This is a genomic window from Proteus penneri, assembly GCF_022369495.1.
GTDB classification, from domain to species: Bacteria; Pseudomonadota; Gammaproteobacteria; order Enterobacterales; family Enterobacteriaceae; genus Proteus; species Proteus penneri.
Genome location: NZ_CP059690.1, coordinates 2813745 through 2837265 on the forward strand (window position 1 = coordinate 2813745; position 23521 = coordinate 2837265).

The following is a 23521-nucleotide window of genomic DNA, read 5'->3' on the forward strand; positions in this document are numbered from 1 at the left end:
CCAACAGGAGCAATGGCCCCCGTTTGGGTGGTAGTCGTTGACGCGCTAATGGCAACATCACTATCAGAAATAGTAATTTTGCGAATCAGGCGACGATTGGTTGAGATCGATTTTCGCAGGCATTAAGTCCAGTGCTTCAGCAATCGGGCGAACCCGCTCTAAATCACTGCCTAGCAACCGCAATACATCTTTTTCCAACTTCAGTTGGTCGGATACTTCTATCCCTTCAGGACTCGCTACTGTGAGCGAACACAGAGGTGGTAATTGACGCTTAAAGGCCAGTAACAGCAACAATGGCCACGGGCCATCATCCGTGTTAACAATGCCAGCGCCTTCACCTGACACCATGCTGATTTGATTGGTACTAGGTAATCCGCTTTTGCAAAACCCTAATGACCATTCTCCAATCCTGACCTGGTTATCATCAATAACAGCCAAGCCATAGGCTTCAAGCAGCTTTGCCATATCGAACAACGCTTTTTGCGCCAACGAAATTTGGCCATTGACGTCCTTGCGAGTACGAAACTCCCAACTGACGTTATTGGCGCACGCGACGCTATCAAGCGCATTTGAGAGTTCAAATGGCCGCCCTTGATGATCAATGCCGACTTGTCCAACAAATCGATAACCCTTGTTGATTTTCTCATTGATTCGTCGGTCTACTTCTGCGTTAGGATCAGTCGAATCAATCAATCGCTGCTGCGACAATTGACCGGCTTTTCCAAACCGAACTTCAATCTCCTGGTTATCTGATCCAACATAAATGGCCCATTCTTTGGCTGTCCCATCAGAATGACTGTAACGGTAAAGAGCAAAGCACTTTTCCATCATCAATCCTCCCAGTGATCACCGAAGACATCAGCGGCAATACGGTGAATGGCTTCACGTTGCTCCAACTCAGCACGAGCCGTCAAAGACCGAACCAGTGCATACTCCACTGCGTTAGGAGCACCTTTAAAAGCAAGTGTTAACTTTGCCCAGCGCACCAAGGTCCGAGTGGACATGGTGATACTAAGCTCAGCACCGCCATCCGCGCCCCCAATAAAAAGACGACGAATGTCACCAGCCACCTTCACCATTTTTTGGCGAAAGACTTCTGGCAAGCCCGGCGCAACGTTCTCCAGAATGGCTTCCTCTACAGAAGGCTCTGCATAGGTCGCTTCGATGATTCTAAAGCGATCAAGAAAAGCCAAATTCTGTTGAAGCACACCTTGATACAAGCCCGTTTGATCACCGCTGCCCGCACTGTTGCCGGTTGCGATAAAACGAAACTTGTTATGTGGCATGATGATCTCACCGCCATTTTGTGCGATGACCAACGGGGCACCTTCCAAAATGTCATTGAGCCCAGCCAGTTCAGCAGGCTCAGCAAGATCCATTTCATTAATGATCAGCAAATGGCCATGCTTGACAGCCATTGCCAGCGGTCCATACACAAAGGTCATGTTGCCATTAACCAGCGTGTGGTGACCGATAAGATCGGACAACTCCAATCGACCGTGCGCAGTAATTTGCTGAACAGGCCAATTCAATCGAGAAGCAACTTGGCAAATTAGCGAGGTCTTACCGCATCCAGTGGGGCCTGTAATATACAAACCGTCACCGTCTGGGTTAGACAAAAACGCCAATACGTCACGTAAGTCTTCTTTTCTAAAAACATACTCGTCCTTGCGAACGGGAATGTTTGGATGGGTAGTGTCGGCACTAAATCCTTCCAGAACGAAAGCATCAGGAGCCGGGACATTAAACGCTTGATTCACTTGAACCAAAAATGGGGATTGTTCAGTCATGGTAAACCTCATCAGTTTTGACGAGGCCCCATGCCCCAACAGGGAATGAAGTCCCCGTCGGGTGGTGTGTTGATTGTGGTATGGCTGTGTATGTAAGAGTTCAGCTCGCTCTATCATTCGTATCCAGCATTGGCTACGAGTGAAACTGCTTTCTGATGCACTTGGTATAAGCGCATTAGAAAGGAGCCGAAATCGGCTCCAAGTGAACGTTAAAAATAAAATGAGCTCGGCGAGTCACCTGGCAGAACCAAGTTCTCTTGCTCAAGGCTGATTTTGATTGGTGTTTCAACGGGCTGCTCTGGCTTATTGGTGCTGATACGCAACCGCTCTTGTGGCGCTTTTCGGTAAGCAGCTAAAACCTGATCGTCCAGCTCGCCTAATTTATCGGTGGCCAATTGCTTATAGTCCACCGTACCCGCCATCATGTAGCGGCTGAGTTTGACCCCAGCATAATCGGCATGAGCGTAGTTACCCATCATAGCGACCAATTTCGACTGAGCGTCTCGCATTTCTTCTTTCAAAGATTTGATGTGATTTTCCAGTCGGACCACTTCGGCATGTGCTGAGCAATACTGGCGAGACAACGATGTCCAGCGGTATTGAGCTTCACCCTTGGGAACAAAACAATCTTGCTCTGGGCATTTTGACGGTTCTTTTTTGGTCTGTACTAACTCCCAAAACTGAAGCGCTGTTTCTTGCAACTCAGTTAAGAACGCCGCGTCTCGTTGTATTTCAAACTCAATCAGTTGATCCTCAAAATAGAAAACCAACCAACCACGCGTGCTATTGGCGACCAGTATTTGATGCTGTACTTGTACCCAATACAACTGGTACGCCTCGCTTTGTTCTCGGTGAGCTTGCACATCCTCAAAAACTGACTGGCAAGGACATTTCAGTTCAACGGGTTCGCCCGCATCGTTGATGCCATCAAAGCTGGCTCGAAAGATTGCGTTATGATCGGCTTCTGCACATAACGGCAGAAGAAAGTCATTATGCGCATTCTCAAATGCTCGCCTTGCTTGAGGCTCCAACCGTATACCGCGAAGTACATTAGGATTATTCGACAGGTCTTCCGGTAATACGAATCCGGTTTTTTCTGCCCATAATCGCCAAGGTGTTTTGTAGGGTGAACGCCCCATAATAATTGGGGCTTCAGATGCCGTAATCCCTGCAATGCGCCACTGGTGCCATGCAGGAGTACGTTGTGATAGGTCGATAACCTTCATATTGTCTCCTTTGAGGGGGAGACTCCCCCGAAGGAGAGAACTCCCCTTCAGGGTTAAGTGGTTACTTTGCAGCTTGTGCTAACGCTGTTTGGTGCTGAACAACACTTGCTTGAACCGAATCCATTGCCGCTATACCGGCTTGAATCGAACCTACGACAAGGGCAACAACCAATACCAAGCGAAAAAGTGAGGCTGATTTAGTCATGGAAGATCTCCAAAAAAAAGACGAGACCTTCCCCCTGACGGGAGAATAATCCCGCCAGGGTTAGTAAAATGAATGCGTGGCGCTAAGAAGCTAAAGGCTGTGTGAGCGCTTTGGCTGCTTGTTGCTGTGCATTAAATATTTCTTGTTTCGCAAACGTCAGTTCAACACCCTGAAAATGTTCATTGGCGTATTCCAATGCACTATTCCAAGCGTTTGAAGCTTCCGCCCGCTCGATAAGCTTGTAAACAAGCCCTCGGGTACGATCATCAACTTGCTCGGGTGGAATCACCGATGGCTCAACAACGTGTGTTGCTTGGCCTTCGATAATTCGCTCCGCTTCGTCTTGATCGAAAATTCCCACAAAGCCAAACGCAATGCGGGAACACTGGATCATGGATTTATGCCTTAGCATTCGCTTAGTGTGCGTCTGCCATGGACCATCTACACGGTAAGGGCCATTTTTGCCGTTACCTTCAAAAGGCGGTCGATAGACTTCATCCAGGTACTCAGTGATTTTGACTGGGTGCGAACGGTCGCGCCGGTAGATGATGCATTCCATCCATTCCGGGCATTCTTTCGCACCATCCAGGGAGACTTTGTTTTCTGAAGTCTTAAACTCCATGCCATCAAACTGGTCGTGTTGATTGATGATGCGAGACCATCCATCGACACCTACCACTGGAATAATTCCAGCTTGTTTATCAGGGAACGCAAAAATCTCTTTGGTGAAAGGGTTCAAGCCGTACTGATCTGCAACCACCAAGAGCGCCATCATCTGCTCATTGGTCGGTGCACTACCGTCACGTTGCTTGAATGCTGTTGCTTTTAGGGTATCGAACAACTTGTTTGGATCGACACTAAAGCGCTCAGCAAAGCGTTGGATTAGCTTTGGTTTTTCCATTGTGGACTCCGACAATCAAAGTGGGAGTCTGCCCCTGACGGGAAAGTACTCCCGGCTGGGTTAAAGCGTTTTTGCTCGGTTAAAAATCTGGTTCAGGATAAGTTTGTGCCCAATTAGTTTGGGAGCCTGCATCATCCGCCGCTGATGGCTCAGATGCTTTGTTCACACTATCAAGAAGCAGAAACTCGTCCGCGTCCACTTCGGTCAATCGATGCTTAATGCCATCTTTCTCCCATGAGCGCGTGCGCTGAGGCCCTTGAACAAAAAGCTTCGCTCCTTTTTGGATCAAATCTTTTGCTCTTAGCCCTAACTTAAATCCACCACGATCTCGAAAAACGACCCGATGCCATTCCGTATGCTCTTTGAGCTCATTGGATTGACGGTCGCGCCATTTCTCAGAAGTGGCCAGTGAAATACTGGTCACTAAATCACCTGATGGATAGGCTCGTGTCTCTGGCTCAGAGCCAACGTAGCCTATGAGTGTTACTTGGTTTTTCATGATGTTCTCCTCGTCTTAGTTGAACTCTGTGCACACAGTCGCTTCTACCCGGCTGGGCAAAGAAGACTGACGACGCAGATAAGTTGGTATTTCGAGTAAAGCCATGTCGTACTTATGTGGCTCTTTGTAAAACGCAGATGTCAAACGGGGCATACCAGGAGCTTTAGGCACTGCCATTGGACGACGTTTTGGTGTTGGTGTGAGCAATCGCTTGATTTTAGTAAGTACAAATCGAAACGGGCGCACGCATTGACGAGCAAGCAATCGCAAAAGCGACCAGCTCAGTATTGCAAGCAACATAATGCCTGCGATTTGGATAATAAATCCGAAGATATATTCCATTGGTGACTCCTTATGTTGGTTTTGAAGGAGTCCCCCCCAACTGGGGAAAACTCCCCCAGTTGGGTGGTGAAAAGGCGAACCGTAACGAACGCATGGTTGAGCATGTAAAAACATGCTGGCTATTTGTTTAAGGAGGCTAGCTACCTCTTAGTGCCACTGAGAAAACTCAGCGGCGGGCTTCCTTTGAGCTCATGCTCTCAGGCGCAGATATCACTGAAACAGATCAGCAATATTTGATAGTCAGTGTAACCGTCTTATCCAGACAGGATAGTCAGAAAGATGCTCAATTCTTCCACCTAGCTGAAAGGCCATTACCTCACAGAGGATTAGGCTAGGGACTGATTATTGTCATATCAGGAGCAAAATCTTATGGCCCAAGCAAAACCCAATTACTCAAAACCCATCTTTGAACAATCATTCACAATTAATAGCTTACAGGCGCAACGTGTCGTTGACCGTGTTTTTAGACGGACGGTCAGTGCGCTTTACGGAATCGATGTCATCCTGCGCATCATTGGCGATGAGAACGAAATTGATGAAGTGGAACAGATCATTAGCCAGTTGATCGAGGATTGCGCTAAGGCAGTAGACAACGAACAAGCTCGATTGGACAAACTGATGGAGTCCAACGGTATCGATGAAGTACCTGACTACACCGACCCGATTACCTTCAACGCCAAAATCAGCTCGCCTCAGGTTGGCCAGTTTGTCGGCTTAGTTCGCAAACTCGATGCGTTGATGATCTCAATGGACACACTCTGGTTATCTAGCGTGCTTAGCAACAAGCAACGTGTTGATGGCAACTACGCATGGCAACAGCGCATCATCAGACTGGCTCGACGCATTATTGATATCGAAATTCGAGCACGAAAATCAGCCCAAGCTAAGGGTAAAGAAGCAGAAGTTGAGCAAGCGGTGCCGTCAACCGATGACGATATCACTGAAGAGGAAACAGATACCCCCGCCAACTAGCCAACTAGGCTCCCATCAACCAGCCCCTCTCGAAGGGGCTCTATATCGCTATCCATGCTATCCGTAATGAGTTCAATAAACAGTATACAATGTACGCATAATGCAGTACATTGTATTGCTTATTTATCATGGAGAAGCATAGTGTCGCGTTCAAAAGAAGAGACTTTGTCAATACGAACATCTAAAGAAATCAAGCTGTTGCTAAAAGCAGCAGCGGAAAAAGAACATCGCTCTCAAGCATCTATGATAGAAATACTAATTTTGGATTATGCAAAATCGAATGGGCTAAGCCCCATCATAGCCTCAGATAATACTAAGTAGTTACGTCTGATTATTTTAAATCGTTATTAATATGATGAAATAATTAGTATTTAATACGACAAAAGACTGAGTAATTCGATTATAAATGAACAGTGCAAAGGGGAATAATAGTGGCTAACGGTAAAATACTGAGACAGTTGATTAGGGCTGGAACCATTGGTGATTCCGAGGCCTTTCGGCTTGCTTCAGAAGCTGTTATTCAAGATGAGCGTCAAAAGCAACATCACCTTCTTGCAAATGATCTTGAGCAGATATTGTATGGTGAGCATTTAAGACCGCTTAAACAAAATGGACGTAACACTTTGCCTACTCCTCCTGTAGATAAAGAGCGAGGACTACCACTATTAGATGTTCGACAAGCTCAGCGACCAATAGAAGAAATGGTTTTACCTGAATCTAGTATCGCACCCATCGAGGAACTTCTTGAGGAACACCGCCGTGTCGATGTGCTGAGAAGTTTTGGAATGAAGCCGTCTGGAAAAATTATTTTTCATGGTCCTCCGGGTTGCGGGAAAACCTTAGCAGCTGAGGTAATTGCTTTTGAGCTTGATTTACCTCTTGCAATTGTTCGTCTCGATGCGTTGGTATCATCTTTTTTGGGTGAAACAGCCGCGAATCTTCGCAAAGTTTTTGATTTTGTTGCTGAACATTCTATGGTGGTTTTATTTGATGAATTTGACGCCATAGGCAAAGAACGTTCTGACTCAGGCGAACATGGCGAGTTACGCCGCGTCGTTAACGCAGTGCTTCAGATGATGGACGCTTATCAAGGGAAGAGTCTAATTTTAGCAGCTACAAACCATGAGCACATTTTAGACAGTGCTATCTGGCGACGCTTCGATGAAAAAATTGACTTCCCATTACCTGATGAGCTGCAAATACAACAAATTCTTTCACTCAAATTGCGTGGTGTACGTCGCCAATTTGAGTTAGATGATAAATCTATCCTCGGGATATTTTCTACAAAGAGTGGCGCTGATATTGAACGTATTGTTCGTAGAGCAGTAAAAAGGATGATCCTACGTAGTCAGGAATTTTTGACCGTTAAGGACTTGAAGCAAGCAGCTTCTCGAGAAAGTTAAAAAAAGGGACTAGGAATGGCTAATTATGAACATCTTAAGATTGAAAGAGAACTGCTTGAAAATGAACGTAGAACAAGAAAAATCAATATTCCAAGACATCCACGAGGTGATCTTCGTGGGCATGGTCAAAAATTATCCAGAGACTTAACTGAATCATTCAAATTCGCACAAAGTCAACAAACGTCACGCCCTGGTAATTTTGTACTGAAAATTCGTTATACAGGACTTCTCGATATTACCCATCTAAACAAACATGGTATCGAGTTTGTAAGCCAAGAAGACAATCATCTGTGTGTTGTTTTTGTTGATGAAACCGGAATGGCTGTGTTTGCAGATCACTTGCAACGTTTAGGTTTAGACGATGCGGAGTTGACGTACAAACAGATTCTCGAAGCCATAGAGGGAATCGATAACTGGACAAGTGAGGATCGGAAGAGTTGGGCTCTCAGAAGAAATGGCTTACCAAGGTCAGAAAAATTTCTCTTAGATGTGGAACTTTGGCCTGTGGCTGTTGCTTATCATCCTGAGAGGTTAAGCACTTGTGATGCATTTGAGCGTTGGTTAGTTCATAACGGAATACGGCGAACAGATAAAGTTAACCTTGATAGCTTAATAATGTACCGTCTGGAGGTTAACTCTAGTCAGGCGAATGTACTGCTGAATCACAGCGATGTTAGGCTGGTTGATCTCCCACCCAAGAGCGGTATTCACTATAGCCAATTGAATTGTGACATCGATAGAATTCCTGAAGGAATACTATCCCCTACTCATCAAGCTGCCAGGGTTTGTGTTCTTGATAGCGGAGTAAATACTAACCATCCCCTGTTGGCACCCGCAATTGCGGAAAGTGAAGACTTTATTGGTGATACAGGTGGCATGGATTTGAATGGTCATGGCACTGCTGTCGCTGGTGTAGCTCTGTATGGTGACTTGGAAGCGTGTAACTCAACTAATTATTGGCACCCTGAACTTTGGATTTTCAATGGTAGAATTCTTGATGAGAATGCGGAGTTTGACTCCAGTTCTATCGAAAAAACTCTCATTGAAGCTGTAACCTATTTTGTCGAAGAACACCAATGTCGGATTTTCAATTTGTCGTTAGGGAATTCCAATGCACCTTACGATAATCGTCATATTCGAGGAATTGCGTATGTCTTGGATAAATTGGCTAGGGACTTCAATATCTTATTTGTCGTTTCTGCTGGGAACTTCTCAGGCTCTATCGATCCAGATGTGCCAAGACATAGCTGGAGAGACGAGTATCCAGAATACCTTCTAGCTGACGAAAGTATTATCATAGATCCAGCTCCGGCACTAAACGTTCTAACGGTGGGAAGCTTGGCTCGACATAATGCGACTTTCGATGCTCAACGGTATCCTGAAATTGGGCAATTGGCTCCAGCCACAGAAAATCAACCATCCCCATTTACACGTCACGGTCCCACTATTAAAGGTGCAATTAAACCCGAGCTGGTAGCTATGGGTGGAAACTTGGCTTCTCCAATAAGAACAGGCAACGAACTCAATGCAGTTATGCGAGGCATGGGGGTACTGACCTGTAATAGTCGATTCGTTGGGAACACATTGTTTAGCGAAATTAGCGGAACAAGTTTTGCGGCACCTTACATTACCCATCTTGCAGGTCGTTTATTGAATAACTACCCGAAGGCTTCTGCTAATTTGCTCAGAGCACTACTGGTTAATCATGCGAATATGCTGTCGGAGATTGAAAGCAGCTTTCCTGAAGATATGAAGAAATCTTATAGGAGCGCAAATGGACGAGATGCGTTTAGAGATATAGCTGGTTATGGTGCTGTTGATGAGGGGGAGCTTTTTAGATCTTCACAAAATGCCGTTGTCTTAATGGCTGAAGAGAAAATTGAAAACAACTCGCATCACTTTTTCGAACTGCCGCTTCCCGATGATTTTTTAAGGTCTCAGCGTGCTTCCAGAGAAATTAGAGTTACTCTGTCTTATTGTCCAGCGGTCAGGACAACTAGGATAGACTATGTGGCCACTAAAATGTCTTTTAGGTTAGTCAAAGATCAGTCGCTTGAGTCTGTTCAAAGGCATTTCAATCACAGTACTCAGGATGAAACTAAAACCAGAAATGATGATGCTACAAGTAATAGGGACATAAGTGCTGAATTAAGAGGTAAAGGTACAGTTCAATCTTCAACTTGGCGGATTAAACAGCCGAAGCCTTCTGAAAAGTGGTTTGTTGTAATTACTCGACAAGATAGAGATTGGGGTGAGGCGTTGAGTTTCGAACAAGAAGACTATGCCTTGGTTGTGACTGTCACTGATCGAGAGAATGAGGAAGCCCAGCTATATAGCCAAATATCACAACGCATAGAGCTTAAGGCGAGAGAACGTGCACGGGCTCGAGTGTAGGGAATTCTTGTTCTGTATAAATCACCCATGGAACGGGAAGATTTAATTTTTCGGGCCATATGTATTAGGATAAAAGAATGAAACTGCACAGTATTCGGGTTTCAAATTTTCAGAGTTTTGGTGCTGAACCAACAGAACTGACACTGGAAAATATTACCTATCTGATTGGCCCCAACGGGTCAGGCAAGACTGCTGCACTCCAGGCTTTGTGCCGACTGTTTGCATTTGATCCATCATTACGCCGTATTCAGCGCTCAGACTTCCATGTCCCGCACGATGAACAAGAAGCGCCCGAAGAAAGGCAGTTATGGATTGAGGCGGACTTCGTGTTCCCCGAGTTGGAGGATGAAGAAGATAACTCGACCGTTGCTCCCCATTTCAGTCACATGCGCCTTGATGCCCCTGACGGAATTCCTAGGGTACGATATCGCCTAAGTGCCACTATGGGCCTGGATGGGGATATTGATGAGACTTTTGTGTATGTGCTTGAAGCTGGCCCGGATGGTTCGCCTCTAAATCCTCAAACGGTTCCAAGGTCTGAACGAAATCACATACAAGTCCACTATCTGCCCGCAAGAAGAGATCCGACTGACCACATAGCATATGGAACGAACGCGCTGCTTGGCCGCTTGCTACGGGCAGTGAACTGGGAAAATGAACGGGAGGAAGTCAAAGGGTTCACCGACCAGATTAGTGAGAGTTTGGCTGCTAATCCATCGGTCAATGCTTTTAGTGCCCACCTGAAGAAAACATGGGGCACCCTTCATAAAGGCAGCTACTTTACAGATCCCAAGATTACTTTTGTGGCATCTGAGATCGAGGCGTTGCTTCGTCATTTGTCCGTATCATTCTCGCCTGGACATGATGAACATCTTGTCGATTTTTCCAGACTCAGTGACGGCCAGAAGTCGATGCTCTATCTGTCATTGGTTCTTTCATCTCAAGCAATTGGGCGTGCTGTCCTTGCCGGTGAGGACGGCTCTTTTGACCCAGAAAAATTGCGTCCGCCAGTCTTTACTTTGATTGCCCTTGAGGAACCAGAGAACAGCCTCTCGCCTCACTATCTGGGGCGGATTGTCAGCGCTCTGAACTCCATGACGAGCAACGAGGATGCTCAGGCCCTAATCGCTACGCATGCTCCGTCAATGTTACGACGTGTCGATCCGGAACATATTCGATATCTTCGACTTACCGAAACCCGGCAATCAAGAATTACGAAAATCCAATTACCCGCTAAAACCGATGAAGCGCACAAGTTTGTACGCGAGGCTGTCCAGGCATTCCCTGAGATCTACTTCTCACGTTTGGTTGTGTTGGGTGAAGGGGATAGCGAAGAAATTGTACTACCGCGCCTTTTCCAAGCGAAGGGTGCGCCAGTTGATGAGTCAGCGGTTACGATTGCTCCGCTTGGAGGTAGGCATGTCAACCATTTTTGGCGCCTGTTATCAGCACTGCAAATCCCATTTTTGACCCTTCTCGATTTAGATGTGGGCAGATATCAAGCGGGCTGGGGAAGAATAAAGTATGTAAATAACCAACTTGGCTTATATCAACCTGAAAAAGTTCTGCCAAATACTTTTTCTTTATCAGATTGGAATGATGACAAAGTACCTGTTCGTACCCACCATTTCTTTGAAAACGGTACTAAGAGTGTATTTGCAGAGCTGGAAATGCGTGGTGTGTTTTTCTCATTTCCAATGGATTTGGATTTTTCAATGCTCCTTGCTTTCCCAGATGCTTACGGTGTTCAACAGGAAGTTCCGGATGACTCAACGATTAAAGCCGTGTTGGGCAAGAGCCATCATGACCCATCCCAATATAGCTATGACGAGTTAAATCTTTTCTCTACGTATCACAAGCTTTTTAAACTGGGCAGCAAGCCCGCTGCTCATATCGATGCTCTCGCTCAACTAAGCAACGCGGATTTGCTGGCGAACATGCCTGAATCATTTGGACGACTCACTGATGCCGTGATCGCCAAGCTTGCGGAACTGCCCGAGTGATTGCTGTAGATGCATGGCTGCCTTCGGATGGGCTAACGCTTGAACCCAATGCACTGCGGGCTGCGAAGGAACAAGCGCGCTGTCTTGCACTGACGGCGGGGCCGGGCGCGGGCAAGACGGAAATGCTTGCACAAAGAGCTGACTTCCTCCTACGAACCGGAACCTGCCGTTATCCGAAGAGAATACTCGCTATCTCTTTCAAAGTTGACGCCAGCAAAAACTTGAAGGAGCGAATCCAGCGACGCTGTGGACAAGAATTGGCTTCCCGTTTTGATAGCTACACATTTCATGCGTTTGCAAAGCGTATTATTGATCGTTTCCGAGTAGTGCTTACTGGTAATGATGCTCTTGATCTGGATTATTCGATTGGCGAAAGAAAAGTCACAAAAAGGCAAATTACATTTCATGATCTTGTACCGCTAGCAATTCAAATTCTTAAGGCCTCCACTGTCGCAAGAAATGCCATACGCCAAACTTACAGCGATGTTTTCTTGGATGAATTCCAGGACTGCACGGATCAGCAGTATGAACTCGTGAAGGTAGCCTTCCAAGGTACGAGCATTCGTCTCACTGCTGTCGGTGATACCAAGCAGAAAATCATGGGATGGGCAGGTGCATTGGACGGAATTTTCCAAACGTTCGCTAGGGATTTTTCAGCGGTCCCATTGAACATGTACCGAAACTTTCGTTCAAAACCACGCCTGCTTCGGATGCAGAACGAGATAATTCGCGTGCTCGATCCGGCTTCCGTCATGCCTGATCACCAACTTGCTGGTGAAGAGGGAGAGGTCTTCGCGTGGCAATTCGAGAATGCCCAGAGTGAAGCTGAGTACTTGGCCGATTTGATTGCCGGGTGGATAAGAAATGAACAGGTTCCGTTATCCGAAATCGCCGTATTAGTGTCCAAACAACTAGATCTTTACGCCAATCACCTGATGGTGGCATTAGAAGTTAGGGGAATACCGTACCGGAATGAGCAGGAGATGCAGGATATTACTGTCGAACCTGCCGCAAGGCTCGTTGTTGACTATTTGTCCTGTCTCTATGGCCAGCGAGAGCCCAAAGCCTGGATTCGGCTGATGAATCAATTGATTCCCTTTGCCGATGATGAGGTGCAGTCTAGCGTCAGGCAAAATTTCCAAAGCTTCTTCAAGGAACAGCGAAAAATCATAGCCATGGCCGAGTTGTTGGATGAACCGTTTTCAGGATGGTGGGATTCTGTGTGTGGATTTTTGAAGGAAATAGGAATGGAGACTCTTGTTGCTCTCTCGCCTGACTATGAGTCACATGCCAGATTAGGTGAAGTTGTGGGAGATACCAAAGCACGCATTGAAGAATTGCTTGAACTTACCCCCGATTTGCCTCAAGCCTTGACTCGTTTCTCTGATGATCAGGCTGTGCGTATTCTGACTATCCATAAGAGCAAAGGATTGGAGTTCGACTCAACGATAATTATGGCCGTTGAGAACGAAATATTCTTTGGGGATCAAGATGCTAATCGGTGTGCTTTCTTTGTTGGTGTATCCCGTGCCAAACGTCGGCTTGTTCTTACATACGCAAAACAACGCGACAGGCCTCTTAACTATGCAAAAAGATGGGATGTAATTCGAACTCCACAACAGGAATACCTTCAATATGCAGCACAGTTTATTACCGATTTAACGCACATTTAAAAAGTCATTAAACTTGCAAAGCCATAAATCGTCCTCAAAAACGTTCCCTTTACTACATATAATGCAACATCTAGCGCGATGTCAGCTCCAAAATATACTGGAGCTGACAAAGATTTTTTCTTCTAGTTATTCCCCGAAATTTCTTCCGTCGCCTCTTGGCGTAATTTCTGGGCATCCATTCCGTTTAGCCTTTCAATAGCTCTTTCTGCGGCACTCTGACGATTTCCATCCACGTTTAGCGTACTTCCTGAGCCTGTGAGTCTTTCCAGATCCAGTGACGGTACTTCGGGTAGGTTGCCCGTGATCGATAAGATACCTATCCATTCATCCAGATTGACTCGGCTCCAATCCACCTGGTTTAACTGACTCGCGGTCAAACCTTCGCAGTTTGGTGACTTGGCACTGCCCCAACCAAGGCCCAATTGAGGACGTACTTGTTCTTGAATGATCCGTGAAAGCGGCGAAGTAAAGCAGCAATATGATTGCCGTTTCTCAACACAGGCACCTAAGAACTTAGACTTGCAGTAAGAGCCTACGTAGTGGCAACTCTTCAATACCCGCTTGGCGTTCATTTCAAACTCGCTCTGCTCACATTTCCAGATAAGCTGAATGAGGATCATGGTGACTGAATAAATCATGTAGGCCGTCATAACCGTACTCAGAACCGCGCCCGCAGCGCCACCCAGCGCAAAGTTACCACCCGATACAACACCATCGGCTCCAACCGCACCACCAACGTTACTAAACAGTGCCGATTGCGCCCCCGAACCAAAGGTCGTGCCTACCCACTCAGCCGTTTTGTTGGTCAACACCTGCATAAAGCCAGTCGCAGCTTGCTCCGCTCCCGCGCCAGCAGCCGTTGATGGCCCAGCCCCCATGAGAGAGTCCCATGCAGACACAAAAGGCTCTTTAACTGCACTCCAGGTACTCGTGATCGGTTCCCTAAGCGTATTCCACGAACCATAGATTGCCGAAGACGGATTCATGGCCATGACTGCCGTATCAAGCTTGTTAACCGCCACTATCATCGTGATGTAGTCCGATAACGACACGCCACTTGGCTTTTCACAGCAATCCACTATACCGCCAACGGCTTTTTTGCACTGGCCTGCATTACCTTTAAAAACCGTACACTCGACGTTATCTTGGCCATCAGCCCCCGTGCATGACATATCATTGGTCATAAACTGCGCCGCATTAAGCATCGCAGCGGCCTCTGCAAAGTTAGCCTGCTTGATTGACTCTGGCTCTAAACAATCTGTGCCCATACAGCGAACTGGGCCCTCACAGTTGAATTGAGTTTCCATTCGTGCATTTTGCACTTCAACGCTTTGTCCACAGTCATACACCAAACTTTGGATATAGCAGAAGCCTTCATGACCAGCCCCGCCTTCAGTGCATTCGGTTCTGACGTACTGGCAGGCTGGGTTTTGCTCTAGCGCGGCACACGTATTGGTGGTCGTGTTTTGTCCGTTATTGACGATAGTTTGCGTATTACCATTGGCATCTACCCAGCTATCTGAGCTGCCCATGTTGAACTCTGGATGAGCAGTCGAAGCATTGTAGGTTGCTCTTGCCCTCCAGCATGAGAGTCCCAGTCCATCAGAGCTGCCGCGACTGGTTAAATGAGCAGGAGACGAAACAACCGCCGGATAAAGGCTTCCAAGATTGGCCAACTCGCCACTACCAACCGTTAACCCTTCAATTCGTTTTGTGCCCGTATCCAAACACTGCCACTGCACCGCAGTGAACTGATCCGTTTGCATCAAGCATTGGTCTATACCGGGATCAGTTGATTGATGAACAATGTCTTGCTCTAAGTACTTGCCAGAGAAGGTCAATGAAGCGCTCAGTTTCGCAGGAGCCAAACACTTCTGAACTTCTCGGCTACAGGTATCAAAATTGACTTTGTTCCAGCCGGACTCACATCTGGAACGAGTGACCTCTTGGGGTTCATGCCAAGAAATAATCGACCCATTGACGACTTTACACAATGAACCAACCAAGGTTCCTTTTGGACACGTCATTTCAGGGTATTTAAAGGACGGTTTCGTCTCAGTCACCGTTTCCTTATTGCCCGTCAGTGAGAGTGTCGTTTTCCAACCATTTGCCTTGGATGGCGACTCGGTGATTTTTATCTCAGTATTTTGATTATCAAAAATCCTCAGCGTCGCGTTTCCAGTTTGCATAGTGCTGCTGTGCTGTGGAACAAAGCTGAGCGTTTCAGAGCTAAAGCAACCGCGCTCAATGGACCAGCTTTGTTGATGATTTTCAGCGGATACACGTCGCTCTAACTGACACTGAGTAAGCGTGCTGATCTTCTCGCACACCTGGTAATCGGGTACATGCTTGGTTTCAGTAAATGGCGTGATCGTCTGAGTAGGCTCACAGGCCTCAAAACTACTCGGCATAAGATTGGATACCACACACTTTGGATCGCTGGTTTGCAATCCACAGTCATAGGTATCGGTAAAACGAATGCATTCACCTTTATCATTGGTCTCGGCACATTCTGACGACATGAATCCACAGGAAGGATTCGCTTCAAGCACTTGGCAGGCCTGATTTTCAATCCCCTTATAGCTTTCATCATCCACACTAACTTGTACACGCCGACACAAAGGCGATATGCCAGCCACTGGGCTTGGGGCAAAATAGGATTCACAGACTGAAACACCGTTGACCACCGTACATCCGTTTGTTGAAGAAGGCTGATCCGTGCATTGAATGCTGTAGTCAGAAAACTTAGCCGGGATATCCGCTGCTTGTTCAATACAGGATTGTGGCGACCAACTATCATTCATCACCACCTTGGTTGGATCAAAGCGTACCTTGATGCGTACATACCCCTCACCACTACCCGTAACCGATACGCGAATTTTTACTGGCACTTCTAAACCGGGCTCTACCGCTTTGAGCTTAGCGGTTAAGTCAGTATTTGGATTGCGCTCCCAACTGGTACTGAGCTCGCAGCGACCTGCCGTTTCTGGTGGAAAGTTATTGTTCGGCCCAGACCAGACTTTCTGATCGCCAAGCCACACTTGCATGTAGTCATCCCATTTTGCGTACTCAAGAACAGCTGAGGTAATCGCATCGGGGTTCACGACTTTGAGTGTGATGGCCTGTTCGAACACTTTACAACTACCACTCCAGTAGTTGTCGCCAATACGTCCTATCCAAACTTCAAGACACCCCTCACCACAAGAGCGAAGGTTCATCGGCCCTGAAACATGCTCAATAATGCCTGCCGTGTAATCGTGAGTAATAGTGCAGCTGTTAACCGCTGTATTGAGCCTGTCACATTGCTGGTAATTTGGGCTGCCTTCACCTTGCGACTCACAGCCGGGGAAGCTTTGAGTTAATAGATTGGGGTCAGTTTGAACCGCGTCAGTTAATGCCCAAAGCGGATCATTGACCATATCTGGCCGAGACCTGTCTTTGATTTGCTGTAGCGAGCGAAATGCTTCACCCGTAGCGCCACTTTCGGATGCCATGCTCTCTTGGCGCTGCGTCCCCAATTGATTCATGCTGGCATCAGAACCATAAACGCCCGTTAAGACATCCAATGAACCCTGATCCATACCAGGGAAAAGCTCTTGCAAGTTAATGGACTCATTACCACTGCCATTCGGCACCGACAATGTATTGCCATTGAGTGCGGGCATCGTCCAGCTTTGCAGCAATTGCTTACCATCTTGTTGTCCGCTTAGGCCGAATTGGCGCTGCGCATCAGCGGCCACACCATGTAAGGGCAAGCACGCCATAGTGATTGATAAAACACCCGCTAACACTCGGGTAAAAAGTGTTGGTTTCATATTTAACCTCCCGAGTTACAGCAGTCTTGCCAGCGCCACAAAATGTAGAGCGCATCTTCACCGGCACCGGGGATCGTTCGCCACTCTCCCCATTTCATGGTGCTTTCACCGATGACATGCGCACTTTCAGTTTCTGGTACAGGGAAGAACATACTCATCTTGTATTGGGATTTCGGCAGCATGGGTTCGATAACAGGTCGGCATAGCGCACTGTTCCCCATTGTTCGCCTTGCAAGACCACGCCTATGTTGAGCCGCGATTGCTCGCGCCGCTAAATGGCTGGTGTTTTCTGCTAATGAGCCAAAGGCTAAGGTGTGGCCAGATAAGGGATAGAGATGGCCCCAACTGCCAGCACACCAAAACAACTGGTCGATGGGTTTACCAAGCGTCGATGAGGCAGCGTCAGCGGTACAAGCCGAAATAGCCAATGGATTGGCAACGGCAGCCGCTTCAGGCTGAGTAAAAAAGGCCAGTTCATCGTTCAGCCATGTTGGGTCCAATTCGGACAAATACATCAAGTCAAAGTCCATGTAACCATCGGCATTGCAATTGCCATCCATGAACAAATCGAGCATGACCAAAAGCGGAAAGGCGTAATAATGGTAATGGTAGAAAGCGAGATCACCGGTGTCGTATTCACCCTCGCCATGACCACCTTGCAGTCGTCTATCACCTAACGGTAAACGAATCCCTCCCAGGGAAGGCGAACAACCAGGCGTTCTGACCAGTTCAATCAGACGCGCTGGCTCCCACATGCTGGTAACAATACCTGGCCTTGGCACACCTAAGTTGTCTTCACATAAGCAAAATGACTTGTTTGATGCGCCGCTTGGGACACTGCCAGAGCCAAGAGGAAGACCCGCAACTCGGATAGGAAAAATGCATGACCAGCAAACATCCGTCAGCAACTTACCCGACAATAAACCCGCGTCTGGGCAGGTCAGTTCTGCTTTTGCAGGAATAGATGCGCCAAGGACAAACATGACAACGAGAGTCCGCAACAGACGATACGTATTATTGAGCTTTTTCATGAACAAGCTCCTTTGCTGGAATTTCTTCTATTTCAAACGCGAGCCCCTTTGCTTGCACAAACGATGGGGTGACTTGCAGATCAAAGCGCTGCGCTAGCGAGGCATTGAGAAGGTAAACCGGACTGTCCAATGTCTTTTCGAGCGCATTGAGGCTATTCCAACCTTGAGTACGGTCGAGCTGCGTGGTGATAAGCGTAATGCGGCGCAGTGTCCTATCTTGCGTCTCAAGCCAATGCGCAACTGCGTCCACTTCTTCAGCGTTCGAAGCATTAAACACCACAAGCTGCTGAGTAAATGGCAAGGCTTTTAGCGGGTTAATACGCGTTCCTGCTGGGATCAATGTTCGACCATTGGCATCCAATAGTGGCCGCTGCATGACGATGGTTGGATCAACCGTTCTTATCCGATACTGCGTGGCTTTGGGTAAATCAGTAAATGTTTGGCGAGACCAGAAACGCTCAATGGCTTTTTTCTTTAATGCGCCCAGGTCAATCGACTGTAATCGCTGCATCGCCACTTGCATCAAGTCCGGTTCTAAAATCGAATGAATCGGACCGCGTTGACCCAATGAACCGGTATTGCCGGTTTCAATTTGGCGTTGCAACCAGTCCTTGCTGTAAACCCCTAGTGCACTTGCAGTCACCTTGTCATCGTCTATGCGAAAAATGGCAGGCACGCTAGTCACCCGCCAGTGCACAAAGGCTTTCGGATCGATTCGAACCTGAGGAACAGGATCAAGTCCCGCCATCAGGATATGCCAATCACGGATAGCCGCCCCCAAGGTCTTTCCTTCAGGAATTCCCCGAAACAACACAATAGCGCCGGTAGCACTGGCCTCTTTGAAAAGCTGCTTCAGTGAGGAATCCCCCAGTGAAGACGACGCAAATATCAACCATTCATCGCTGTGTTTGAGCGACGCAGGTTGTTCAACCGGTGCAAAAGGCTCTATAAATTCAGATGAACCATCCACAGCACTTTGTAAAATGCTGCGGCTCATTTCGACGATCTTTTTGTCTTCGTCAGACAACAGAAAAGGCTCTTGTGCCCAGGACACTTGAACCCAAGACAATGGAGCAACCAACAAAAATAAGAGACATAGTCTTTGCATCATCTACCTCCTACCAAAGCGGCCAAGCGCGACCGACAATCTGCTCGCGCTTAACGGCATTCCAATAGCGGGAGTCGAAACTCGTTGCAGCCTCACCGGAAAACCAATATTCGTTCTCTTGCAGCGTCAATGAGCGGCTAAATTCTGCTTCAGCTACACCAAGACGCTGGGCTAATGCCATGCCGATTGAGACTTCAGTACCATTCACCAGAACATGCTCAGACGTCACATTGACTTCATCCCCAGGCATCCCTGTTAGGCGTTTCAGCATACGAGTACCGTCGTTATATAACGGAGCGAGTCCTTTTGAGTGGAAGGCATACAAACCATCCTTAACGGGCTCTTTATTCCATAGGTCAATCAGATACACCGTGGTATCAGGCAGGCAGCGCTCTTGCTGGGTATCAATACCTATTCGGTAGCGCATCATGGTGTAGGTGCCTACCATGGCCATGATTAACGCAAGAATGGCCAGCCGGATGAGGTAAGGCCGCCAAGGCATTCTTTTACGGAGTATCTGCATGAGACACCTCCTTAGAGCCTACTGGCACAAATACGGAATCATCAGCACCCACCACCGCTTGGGCATCCAGCACGATAAAACCGGCCGTTTTTAACTTTTCAATTTGCTGATTGGTCTGAAGCAACCTAGATTCGATGTCTTGTTCGCTGGCATTGGGGCCCAGTGACAACACCGCCTCCCCAAAATCCACGACTGCAATGGGCGTACTTAACGCCAACTGGTTGTGGATGGGTTCGAGTGTTTTCATTAAGAGCCAGCTGGTCATTAACCCGCTACCAGCAATAGACAAAGTAATAGAGGCCATAAATGGCCAAAGCGTGGACTTATTCATAGCCTCGCTCCTTCAACAACTGAGAGATGGCATCAGCAACAGAAAGGCCTTTGCGCGTTAACTGTTTAATCGCGTTTACATCTTCTGCACGGGACGAGTACAACAGCTTGTGAAACGGATCGACAATGAGGCGGCCAATCCCTGTGCCCATTTCGGTAATAAAGAAAATTTCGGAATAGACACCCGTGACGGTATGAACCGTTTTCAGGTATTCATAACCGCCTTCACCTAGTGGCAAGCGGCCTTCTTTTTTGAGTGCGTTGATGGTTTCAGCTTTTTGGCCAAGCAGGTACATATTGGCCGAGTTTTCAGCGATGGCTTTACCTGTAGGGCTGTCATACAAATCGTTGACCGACTGCGTTACCGTTACAGCACTGCCGCCATATTTTCGAAATCGACGATAACCGGTTTCGATAAACTTACCGACATCACCTTGAGTCAACAGATCCCAGGCTTCGTCAATGAACACAATCTTGCGACGATCCCGCTCACCTAAGTACATCTCTTGTTGGATTTGGTAGATAAGCTGAAGCAACACTACTTGTTGTAGATGCTTACGCCCCTTAAGCTCTTCTAACTCCAGAACGGTGAAACGGTTTTTGAAGCGAATATTGTTGTGGCCATTAAAGAAGCGGCCATATTCGCCCTGTGTCGTAAACGGATAGAGCTGCTCACCCACGTCCTGCACACGTCGGTCTTCATGATTTTTTAAAGCCGCAGCCACATCATCAACCAACATGGCACGACCTTTTTTCTCCCACAGTTCACGGGTCTGACGCTTTAGGTTGGCCATCTGAAAATCGGTTAATGACTGCGTTGGTGCGGCCATTGCGGCCAATAGCCCAACCAGTACATCCGCTTCTTCGTCATAGTCCTCAACGATTTCAAACGGATTCAAGCAAATGCCACTGTCCCGCCCGAACTGTAAGAAATCACCGTCATAGACTTCACACAGCTTTTCATAAGACCGGCCAACATCAATTACCCAGCATTGGCCTCCTTCTGATAGGTAGGAGGAGATGATTTCGTTCACCAGGAAAGACTTGCCCGACCCCGATTGCGCCGCGATGCAACAGTTGTAATTACTGCCCGAGTCATAAAGGGACACACTCATGATCTGACCATTACGGGAAACAAAGTTAATCACTGGCGTGCCAGTGCCTTTCCAATCCGCAAACAAAGGCAACAGTGGGATCACATGCCGTGTCGCCATGGTCTTGAATCGAAACAAGTCGTTCATCGCCTGGCGGTCAGCACCAAATGGCAAGGCATTCAGGAAAATGGGCAAACAGAAGTACTTGTCTTCCATCAGCTCAAATCCGAGCTCTTTGAAATAGGTTCGAGCATTTGAAACAGAGCTGATGGACGCTTCTTCCGTTGGTGAAAACAGCGTCAAAGTCATATTTGCCCGAATAGGACGATCACCTTCTTGCAAGGCTTCAAAAAGAACATCAAACCCCTTTTTCTTGGCTGCAAGCACCGGCACAAACTTGAGCATCGGGCCATAGGCCTGATTGACCGCCCATTGACGCTTCGTCTCTAAACGAGATCGCATCGCCTCGGCTGAGGGAAAATGAATGGTGACATTCAGCAAAAAGCTCCCGCGTAAACCGCGACTGCCCGTCATCATATCGCCCGCAAAACTTGCGGCATGGCCAAACCAGATCCGCTCAGGCAGGCGCTTAAACGATAGGGTTTTAACTCGGTAATCACCCAACATCAGACCTTGGCTATCCACCTTGATAGCTCGGTCATAATCCAACACTTGCTCTCGAAGTGGTTTATCAGCCTCACTGCGGATTGGTGATGGATTGCGCCAGGAAGCATCTTTTCCCCAGTTAAGCTGCGCACTTAATGCTGCGAGCCAATTTCGGTCAGTCATCTCCGTGACGCGAAAACCAACCGTTGCCAGCGCTTGCGAGAAAGAAGCCCGAAGCGCGGATGCTCGACTCAACTCACGCTCCGTCGGAATAGGACTTTCCAAAGGCAATTTGCAGGTGACGATCAGTTGAAAGTTGCGAACCTGAGTCTGGGTCGATTCTTCTATCGGTTGAACCGTGCCCCCATCGAGAAAATCCGCACGTTTGCGTATCGACGCCCTGAGTAATGGATCGGATTGTCGATGCCGTAAGCCCATCATGCGCTGAAGGTCGGTTTGAATATCAGGCGAGGCGTACAGGCCAAATTGCAGCAAAGTGTCTTTTGGCCAGTCGTTGTTGAGAAGAACATTAACCCTGTCTGCAACAGACTCATCACCACCCGGCAATGGGTCACATAGAAAACCAAAGCCAGCACTCTGGTCTTCCATGAAAAACAGTTGCTCATCGTCTGAATAGGCCAATACTGGCAATAGCTCAGAAGCGCGTTGCCCTGAATACAGAGAGGCTTTCATTAACGCCCCTCCAACCAAGCAGAAAGATCATAAGGACGGCCTCGGCTGATGCGACCATCATTGGCGACGATGAAAGGCACACCTTGAATTCCCAGAATTTGAGCGGTCACCAAGGTACGCTGCATTGGCTCTAAGTTGCAGGCATCATCCTGCTCTAGGTTACCAATCCGGCCATTGAGCAATGCATCGGCGGCCGCTTTCTTGTCACGCGCACAGCCAAGCTGGCGAACCTGACGCTCTGAATCAGGACCAAGCACTGGCACAGGGAGAATTTGGAAGGTGTATTCCTTGGTTAGCGGTAGGGCTTGTTTCAAAAGCTCATGGCAATGCGGACACCTGGGATCAACAAAGACCACCACTTTCTTTTTGCCTTCACCCAGCGTCAGTGGATTCAAATCATCCATTTTTAAGCCAAGACGACTTAAGTCCAGCGTGTTACCCGCTTCACGAATTTCTTCAAGGCTGGTAAGCGGCTTTTTCGACCAGGCATCATAGAGCGTGCCATCAATGACGAACCGGCCACTGTCTGACATGAAAACAATACGGCCATTGCTTTCGACCGCTTTCATACCCGTGACCGGCAAAGAAACCATGCCGTCAATTTTGCCAACGGGCGACACTTCAGACACAGGTTCAGCTTGAACCAATGGAGACAGCGCAAGCGCCAGAATAATTGGAGATAGTTTTCGCATGAGGAGTCCTCGTTAATGTAAATCGAGGCTCCAGTCTATGTAGTTGTCCTATGTGGACTCGGTTAGATAGATTGAAGAATTGGGTGCCTTGCTAGGCATCCTATTCTCCCGTTGACCTAGAAAAATTGAAAAATCAGAAAATATCAGTGAATATCACCAATTATCATAAAATCATCAGTCGCGTGATTTTTTGCCCTTGATAGCATGTGCCTTGTACTTTT

General features: G+C 47.5%; 20 protein-coding genes. 6 read left to right on the forward strand and 14 right to left on the reverse strand.

Annotated features, from left to right (window positions below; translation table 11 throughout):
* Nucleotides 1-63: 63 nt before the first annotated feature.
* The 7 genes from H1225_RS12750 to H1225_RS12780 all read right to left on the reverse strand — a co-directional run bounded on the left by H1225_RS12750 (nucleotide 64) and on the right by H1225_RS12780 (nucleotide 4963).
* Nucleotides 64-831, reverse strand: a complete 768-nt coding sequence (locus tag H1225_RS12750) for a hypothetical protein (RefSeq protein WP_025610731.1) — start codon at nucleotides 829-831, stop codon at nucleotides 64-66.
* A complete protein-coding gene (locus H1225_RS12755; RefSeq protein ID WP_025589991.1) occupies nucleotides 831-1790 on the reverse strand; it encodes an AAA family ATPase in 960 nt (319 codons plus the stop codon). Before H1225_RS12755 ends, H1225_RS12750 begins: the two co-directional genes overlap by 1 nt.
* 209 nt (nucleotides 1791-1999) lie before the next feature.
* Nucleotides 2000-3016 (reverse strand): YqaJ viral recombinase family nuclease, encoded by a 1017-nt coding sequence (locus tag H1225_RS12760; RefSeq protein WP_025610729.1) that lies wholly within the window; start codon nucleotides 3014-3016, stop codon nucleotides 2000-2002.
* Nucleotides 3017-3077: 61 nt separating this feature from the next.
* The gene (locus H1225_RS12765) at nucleotides 3078-3221 is read right to left on the reverse strand and encodes a hypothetical protein (RefSeq protein ID WP_163000553.1); all 144 of its coding nucleotides are present in this window, start codon (nucleotides 3219-3221) and stop codon (nucleotides 3078-3080) included.
* Between the two features lie 82 nt (nucleotides 3222-3303).
* On the reverse strand, nucleotides 3304-4122 hold the full coding sequence (bet, locus tag H1225_RS12770) for a phage recombination protein Bet (RefSeq protein ID WP_000414662.1): 819 nt from the start codon (nucleotides 4120-4122) through the stop codon (nucleotides 3304-3306).
* Between the two features lie 79 nt (nucleotides 4123-4201).
* Nucleotides 4202-4621, reverse strand: coding sequence for a single-stranded DNA-binding protein (locus H1225_RS12775; RefSeq protein ID WP_025610728.1), 420 nt, complete (start codon nucleotides 4619-4621; stop codon nucleotides 4202-4204).
* A 15-nt stretch (nucleotides 4622-4636) separates the two neighbouring features.
* Nucleotides 4637-4963, reverse strand: a complete 327-nt coding sequence (locus H1225_RS12780; RefSeq protein WP_025610726.1) for a hypothetical protein — start codon at nucleotides 4961-4963, stop codon at nucleotides 4637-4639.
* Nucleotides 4964-5332: 369 nt separating this feature from the next.
* Between H1225_RS12780 and H1225_RS12785 the strand changes: the two genes are divergently transcribed.
* The 6 genes from H1225_RS12785 (at nucleotide 5333) to H1225_RS12810 (ending at nucleotide 13408) form a co-directional block, all read left to right on the forward strand.
* A complete protein-coding gene (locus tag H1225_RS12785; RefSeq protein WP_025610724.1) occupies nucleotides 5333-5935 on the forward strand; it encodes a hypothetical protein in 603 nt (200 codons plus the stop codon).
* Nucleotides 5936-6076: 141 nt separating this feature from the next.
* Entirely contained in the window at nucleotides 6077-6256 is a 180-nt protein-coding gene (locus H1225_RS12790) for a hypothetical protein (RefSeq protein ID WP_025610722.1), read from the forward strand.
* 110 nt (nucleotides 6257-6366) lie between these two features.
* Nucleotides 6367-7338 (forward strand): AAA family ATPase, encoded by a 972-nt coding sequence (locus H1225_RS12795; protein ID WP_025610721.1) that lies wholly within the window; start codon nucleotides 6367-6369, stop codon nucleotides 7336-7338.
* A gap of 15 nt (nucleotides 7339-7353) precedes the next feature.
* Nucleotides 7354-9732 (forward strand): S8 family peptidase, encoded by a 2379-nt coding sequence (locus H1225_RS12800; protein ID WP_025610719.1) that lies wholly within the window; start codon nucleotides 7354-7356, stop codon nucleotides 9730-9732.
* 77 nt (nucleotides 9733-9809) lie between these two features.
* On the forward strand, nucleotides 9810-11735 hold the full coding sequence (locus H1225_RS12805; protein WP_025610718.1) for an ATP-dependent nuclease: 1926 nt from the start codon (nucleotides 9810-9812) through the stop codon (nucleotides 11733-11735).
* Nucleotides 11732-13408, forward strand: coding sequence for a UvrD-helicase domain-containing protein (locus tag H1225_RS12810; protein ID WP_025610717.1), 1677 nt, complete (start codon nucleotides 11732-11734; stop codon nucleotides 13406-13408). The genes H1225_RS12805 and H1225_RS12810 overlap by 4 nt, the downstream gene beginning before the upstream one ends.
* Before the next feature lie 122 nt (nucleotides 13409-13530).
* Here H1225_RS12810 and traN read toward each other — a convergent pair whose 3' ends face one another.
* Genes traN through H1225_RS12845 form a run of 7 tightly spaced genes read right to left on the reverse strand, consistent with a single transcriptional unit; the run spans nucleotide 13531 to nucleotide 23300 of the window.
* On the reverse strand, nucleotides 13531-17223 hold the full coding sequence (traN, locus tag H1225_RS12815) for a conjugal transfer protein TraN (protein ID WP_239739145.1): 3693 nt from the start codon (nucleotides 17221-17223) through the stop codon (nucleotides 13531-13533).
* Between the two features lie 2 nt (nucleotides 17224-17225).
* A complete protein-coding gene (locus tag H1225_RS12820; protein WP_004249369.1) occupies nucleotides 17226-18254 on the reverse strand; it encodes a TraU family protein in 1029 nt (342 codons plus the stop codon).
* Nucleotides 18238-19362 carry a TrbC family F-type conjugative pilus assembly protein gene (locus H1225_RS12825; RefSeq protein ID WP_025611041.1) on the reverse strand — a complete coding sequence of 375 codons (1125 nt, stop codon included), beginning with the start codon at nucleotides 19360-19362 and terminating at the stop codon, nucleotides 18238-18240. The genes H1225_RS12820 and H1225_RS12825 overlap by 17 nt, the downstream gene beginning before the upstream one ends.
* Before the next feature lie 10 nt (nucleotides 19363-19372).
* Nucleotides 19373-19885, reverse strand: a complete 513-nt coding sequence (locus tag H1225_RS12830) for a S26 family signal peptidase (RefSeq protein WP_025611040.1) — start codon at nucleotides 19883-19885, stop codon at nucleotides 19373-19375.
* Entirely contained in the window at nucleotides 19869-20216 is a 348-nt protein-coding gene (locus H1225_RS12835) for a hypothetical protein (protein ID WP_025611039.1), read from the reverse strand. Before H1225_RS12835 ends, H1225_RS12830 begins: the two co-directional genes overlap by 17 nt.
* On the reverse strand, nucleotides 20209-22608 hold the full coding sequence (gene traC / locus H1225_RS12840; protein WP_025611038.1) for a type IV secretion system protein TraC: 2400 nt from the start codon (nucleotides 22606-22608) through the stop codon (nucleotides 20209-20211). Before traC ends, H1225_RS12835 begins: the two co-directional genes overlap by 8 nt.
* Nucleotides 22608-23300, reverse strand: a complete 693-nt coding sequence (locus H1225_RS12845) for a DsbC family protein (protein ID WP_024008832.1) — start codon at nucleotides 23298-23300, stop codon at nucleotides 22608-22610. Before H1225_RS12845 ends, traC begins: the two co-directional genes overlap by 1 nt.
* Nucleotides 23301-23521 lie beyond the last annotated feature (221 nt).

Excerpts from the sequence above, each read along its gene's own strand:
- H1225_RS12750 (WP_025610731.1), bottom strand. The coding sequence starts at position 831 with ATGATGGAAAAGTGCTTTGCTCTTTACCGTTACAGTCATTCTGATGGG.
- H1225_RS12755 (WP_025589991.1), bottom strand. The coding sequence starts at position 1,790 with ATGACTGAACAATCCCCATTTTTGGTTCAAGTGAATCAAGCGTTTAAT.
- H1225_RS12760 (WP_025610729.1), bottom strand. The coding sequence starts at position 3,016 with ATGAAGGTTATCGACCTATCACAACGTACTCCTGCATGGCACCAGTGG.
- H1225_RS12765 (WP_163000553.1), bottom strand. The coding sequence starts at position 3,221 with ATGACTAAATCAGCCTCACTTTTTCGCTTGGTATTGGTTGTTGCCCTT.
- bet (WP_000414662.1), bottom strand. The coding sequence starts at position 4,122 with ATGGAAAAACCAAAGCTAATCCAACGCTTTGCTGAGCGCTTTAGTGTC.
- H1225_RS12775 (WP_025610728.1), bottom strand. The coding sequence starts at position 4,621 with ATGAAAAACCAAGTAACACTCATAGGCTACGTTGGCTCTGAGCCAGAG.
- H1225_RS12780 (WP_025610726.1), bottom strand. The coding sequence starts at position 4,963 with ATGGAATATATCTTCGGATTTATTATCCAAATCGCAGGCATTATGTTG.
- H1225_RS12785 (WP_025610724.1), top strand. The coding sequence starts at position 5,333 with ATGGCCCAAGCAAAACCCAATTACTCAAAACCCATCTTTGAACAATCA.
- H1225_RS12800 (WP_025610719.1), top strand. The coding sequence starts at position 7,354 with ATGGCTAATTATGAACATCTTAAGATTGAAAGAGAACTGCTTGAAAAT.
- H1225_RS12805 (WP_025610718.1), top strand. The coding sequence starts at position 9,810 with ATGAAACTGCACAGTATTCGGGTTTCAAATTTTCAGAGTTTTGGTGCT.
- traN (WP_239739145.1), bottom strand. The coding sequence starts at position 17,223 with ATGAAACCAACACTTTTTACCCGAGTGTTAGCGGGTGTTTTATCAATC.
- H1225_RS12820 (WP_004249369.1), bottom strand. The coding sequence starts at position 18,254 with ATGAAAAAGCTCAATAATACGTATCGTCTGTTGCGGACTCTCGTTGTC.
- H1225_RS12825 (WP_025611041.1), bottom strand. The coding sequence starts at position 19,362 with ATGCAAAGACTATGTCTCTTATTTTTGTTGGTTGCTCCATTGTCTTGG.
- H1225_RS12830 (WP_025611040.1), bottom strand. The coding sequence starts at position 19,885 with ATGCAGATACTCCGTAAAAGAATGCCTTGGCGGCCTTACCTCATCCGG.
- H1225_RS12835 (WP_025611039.1), bottom strand. The coding sequence starts at position 20,216 with ATGAATAAGTCCACGCTTTGGCCATTTATGGCCTCTATTACTTTGTCT.
- traC (WP_025611038.1), bottom strand. The coding sequence starts at position 22,608 with ATGAAAGCCTCTCTGTATTCAGGGCAACGCGCTTCTGAGCTATTGCCA.
- H1225_RS12845 (WP_024008832.1), bottom strand. The coding sequence starts at position 23,300 with ATGCGAAAACTATCTCCAATTATTCTGGCGCTTGCGCTGTCTCCATTG.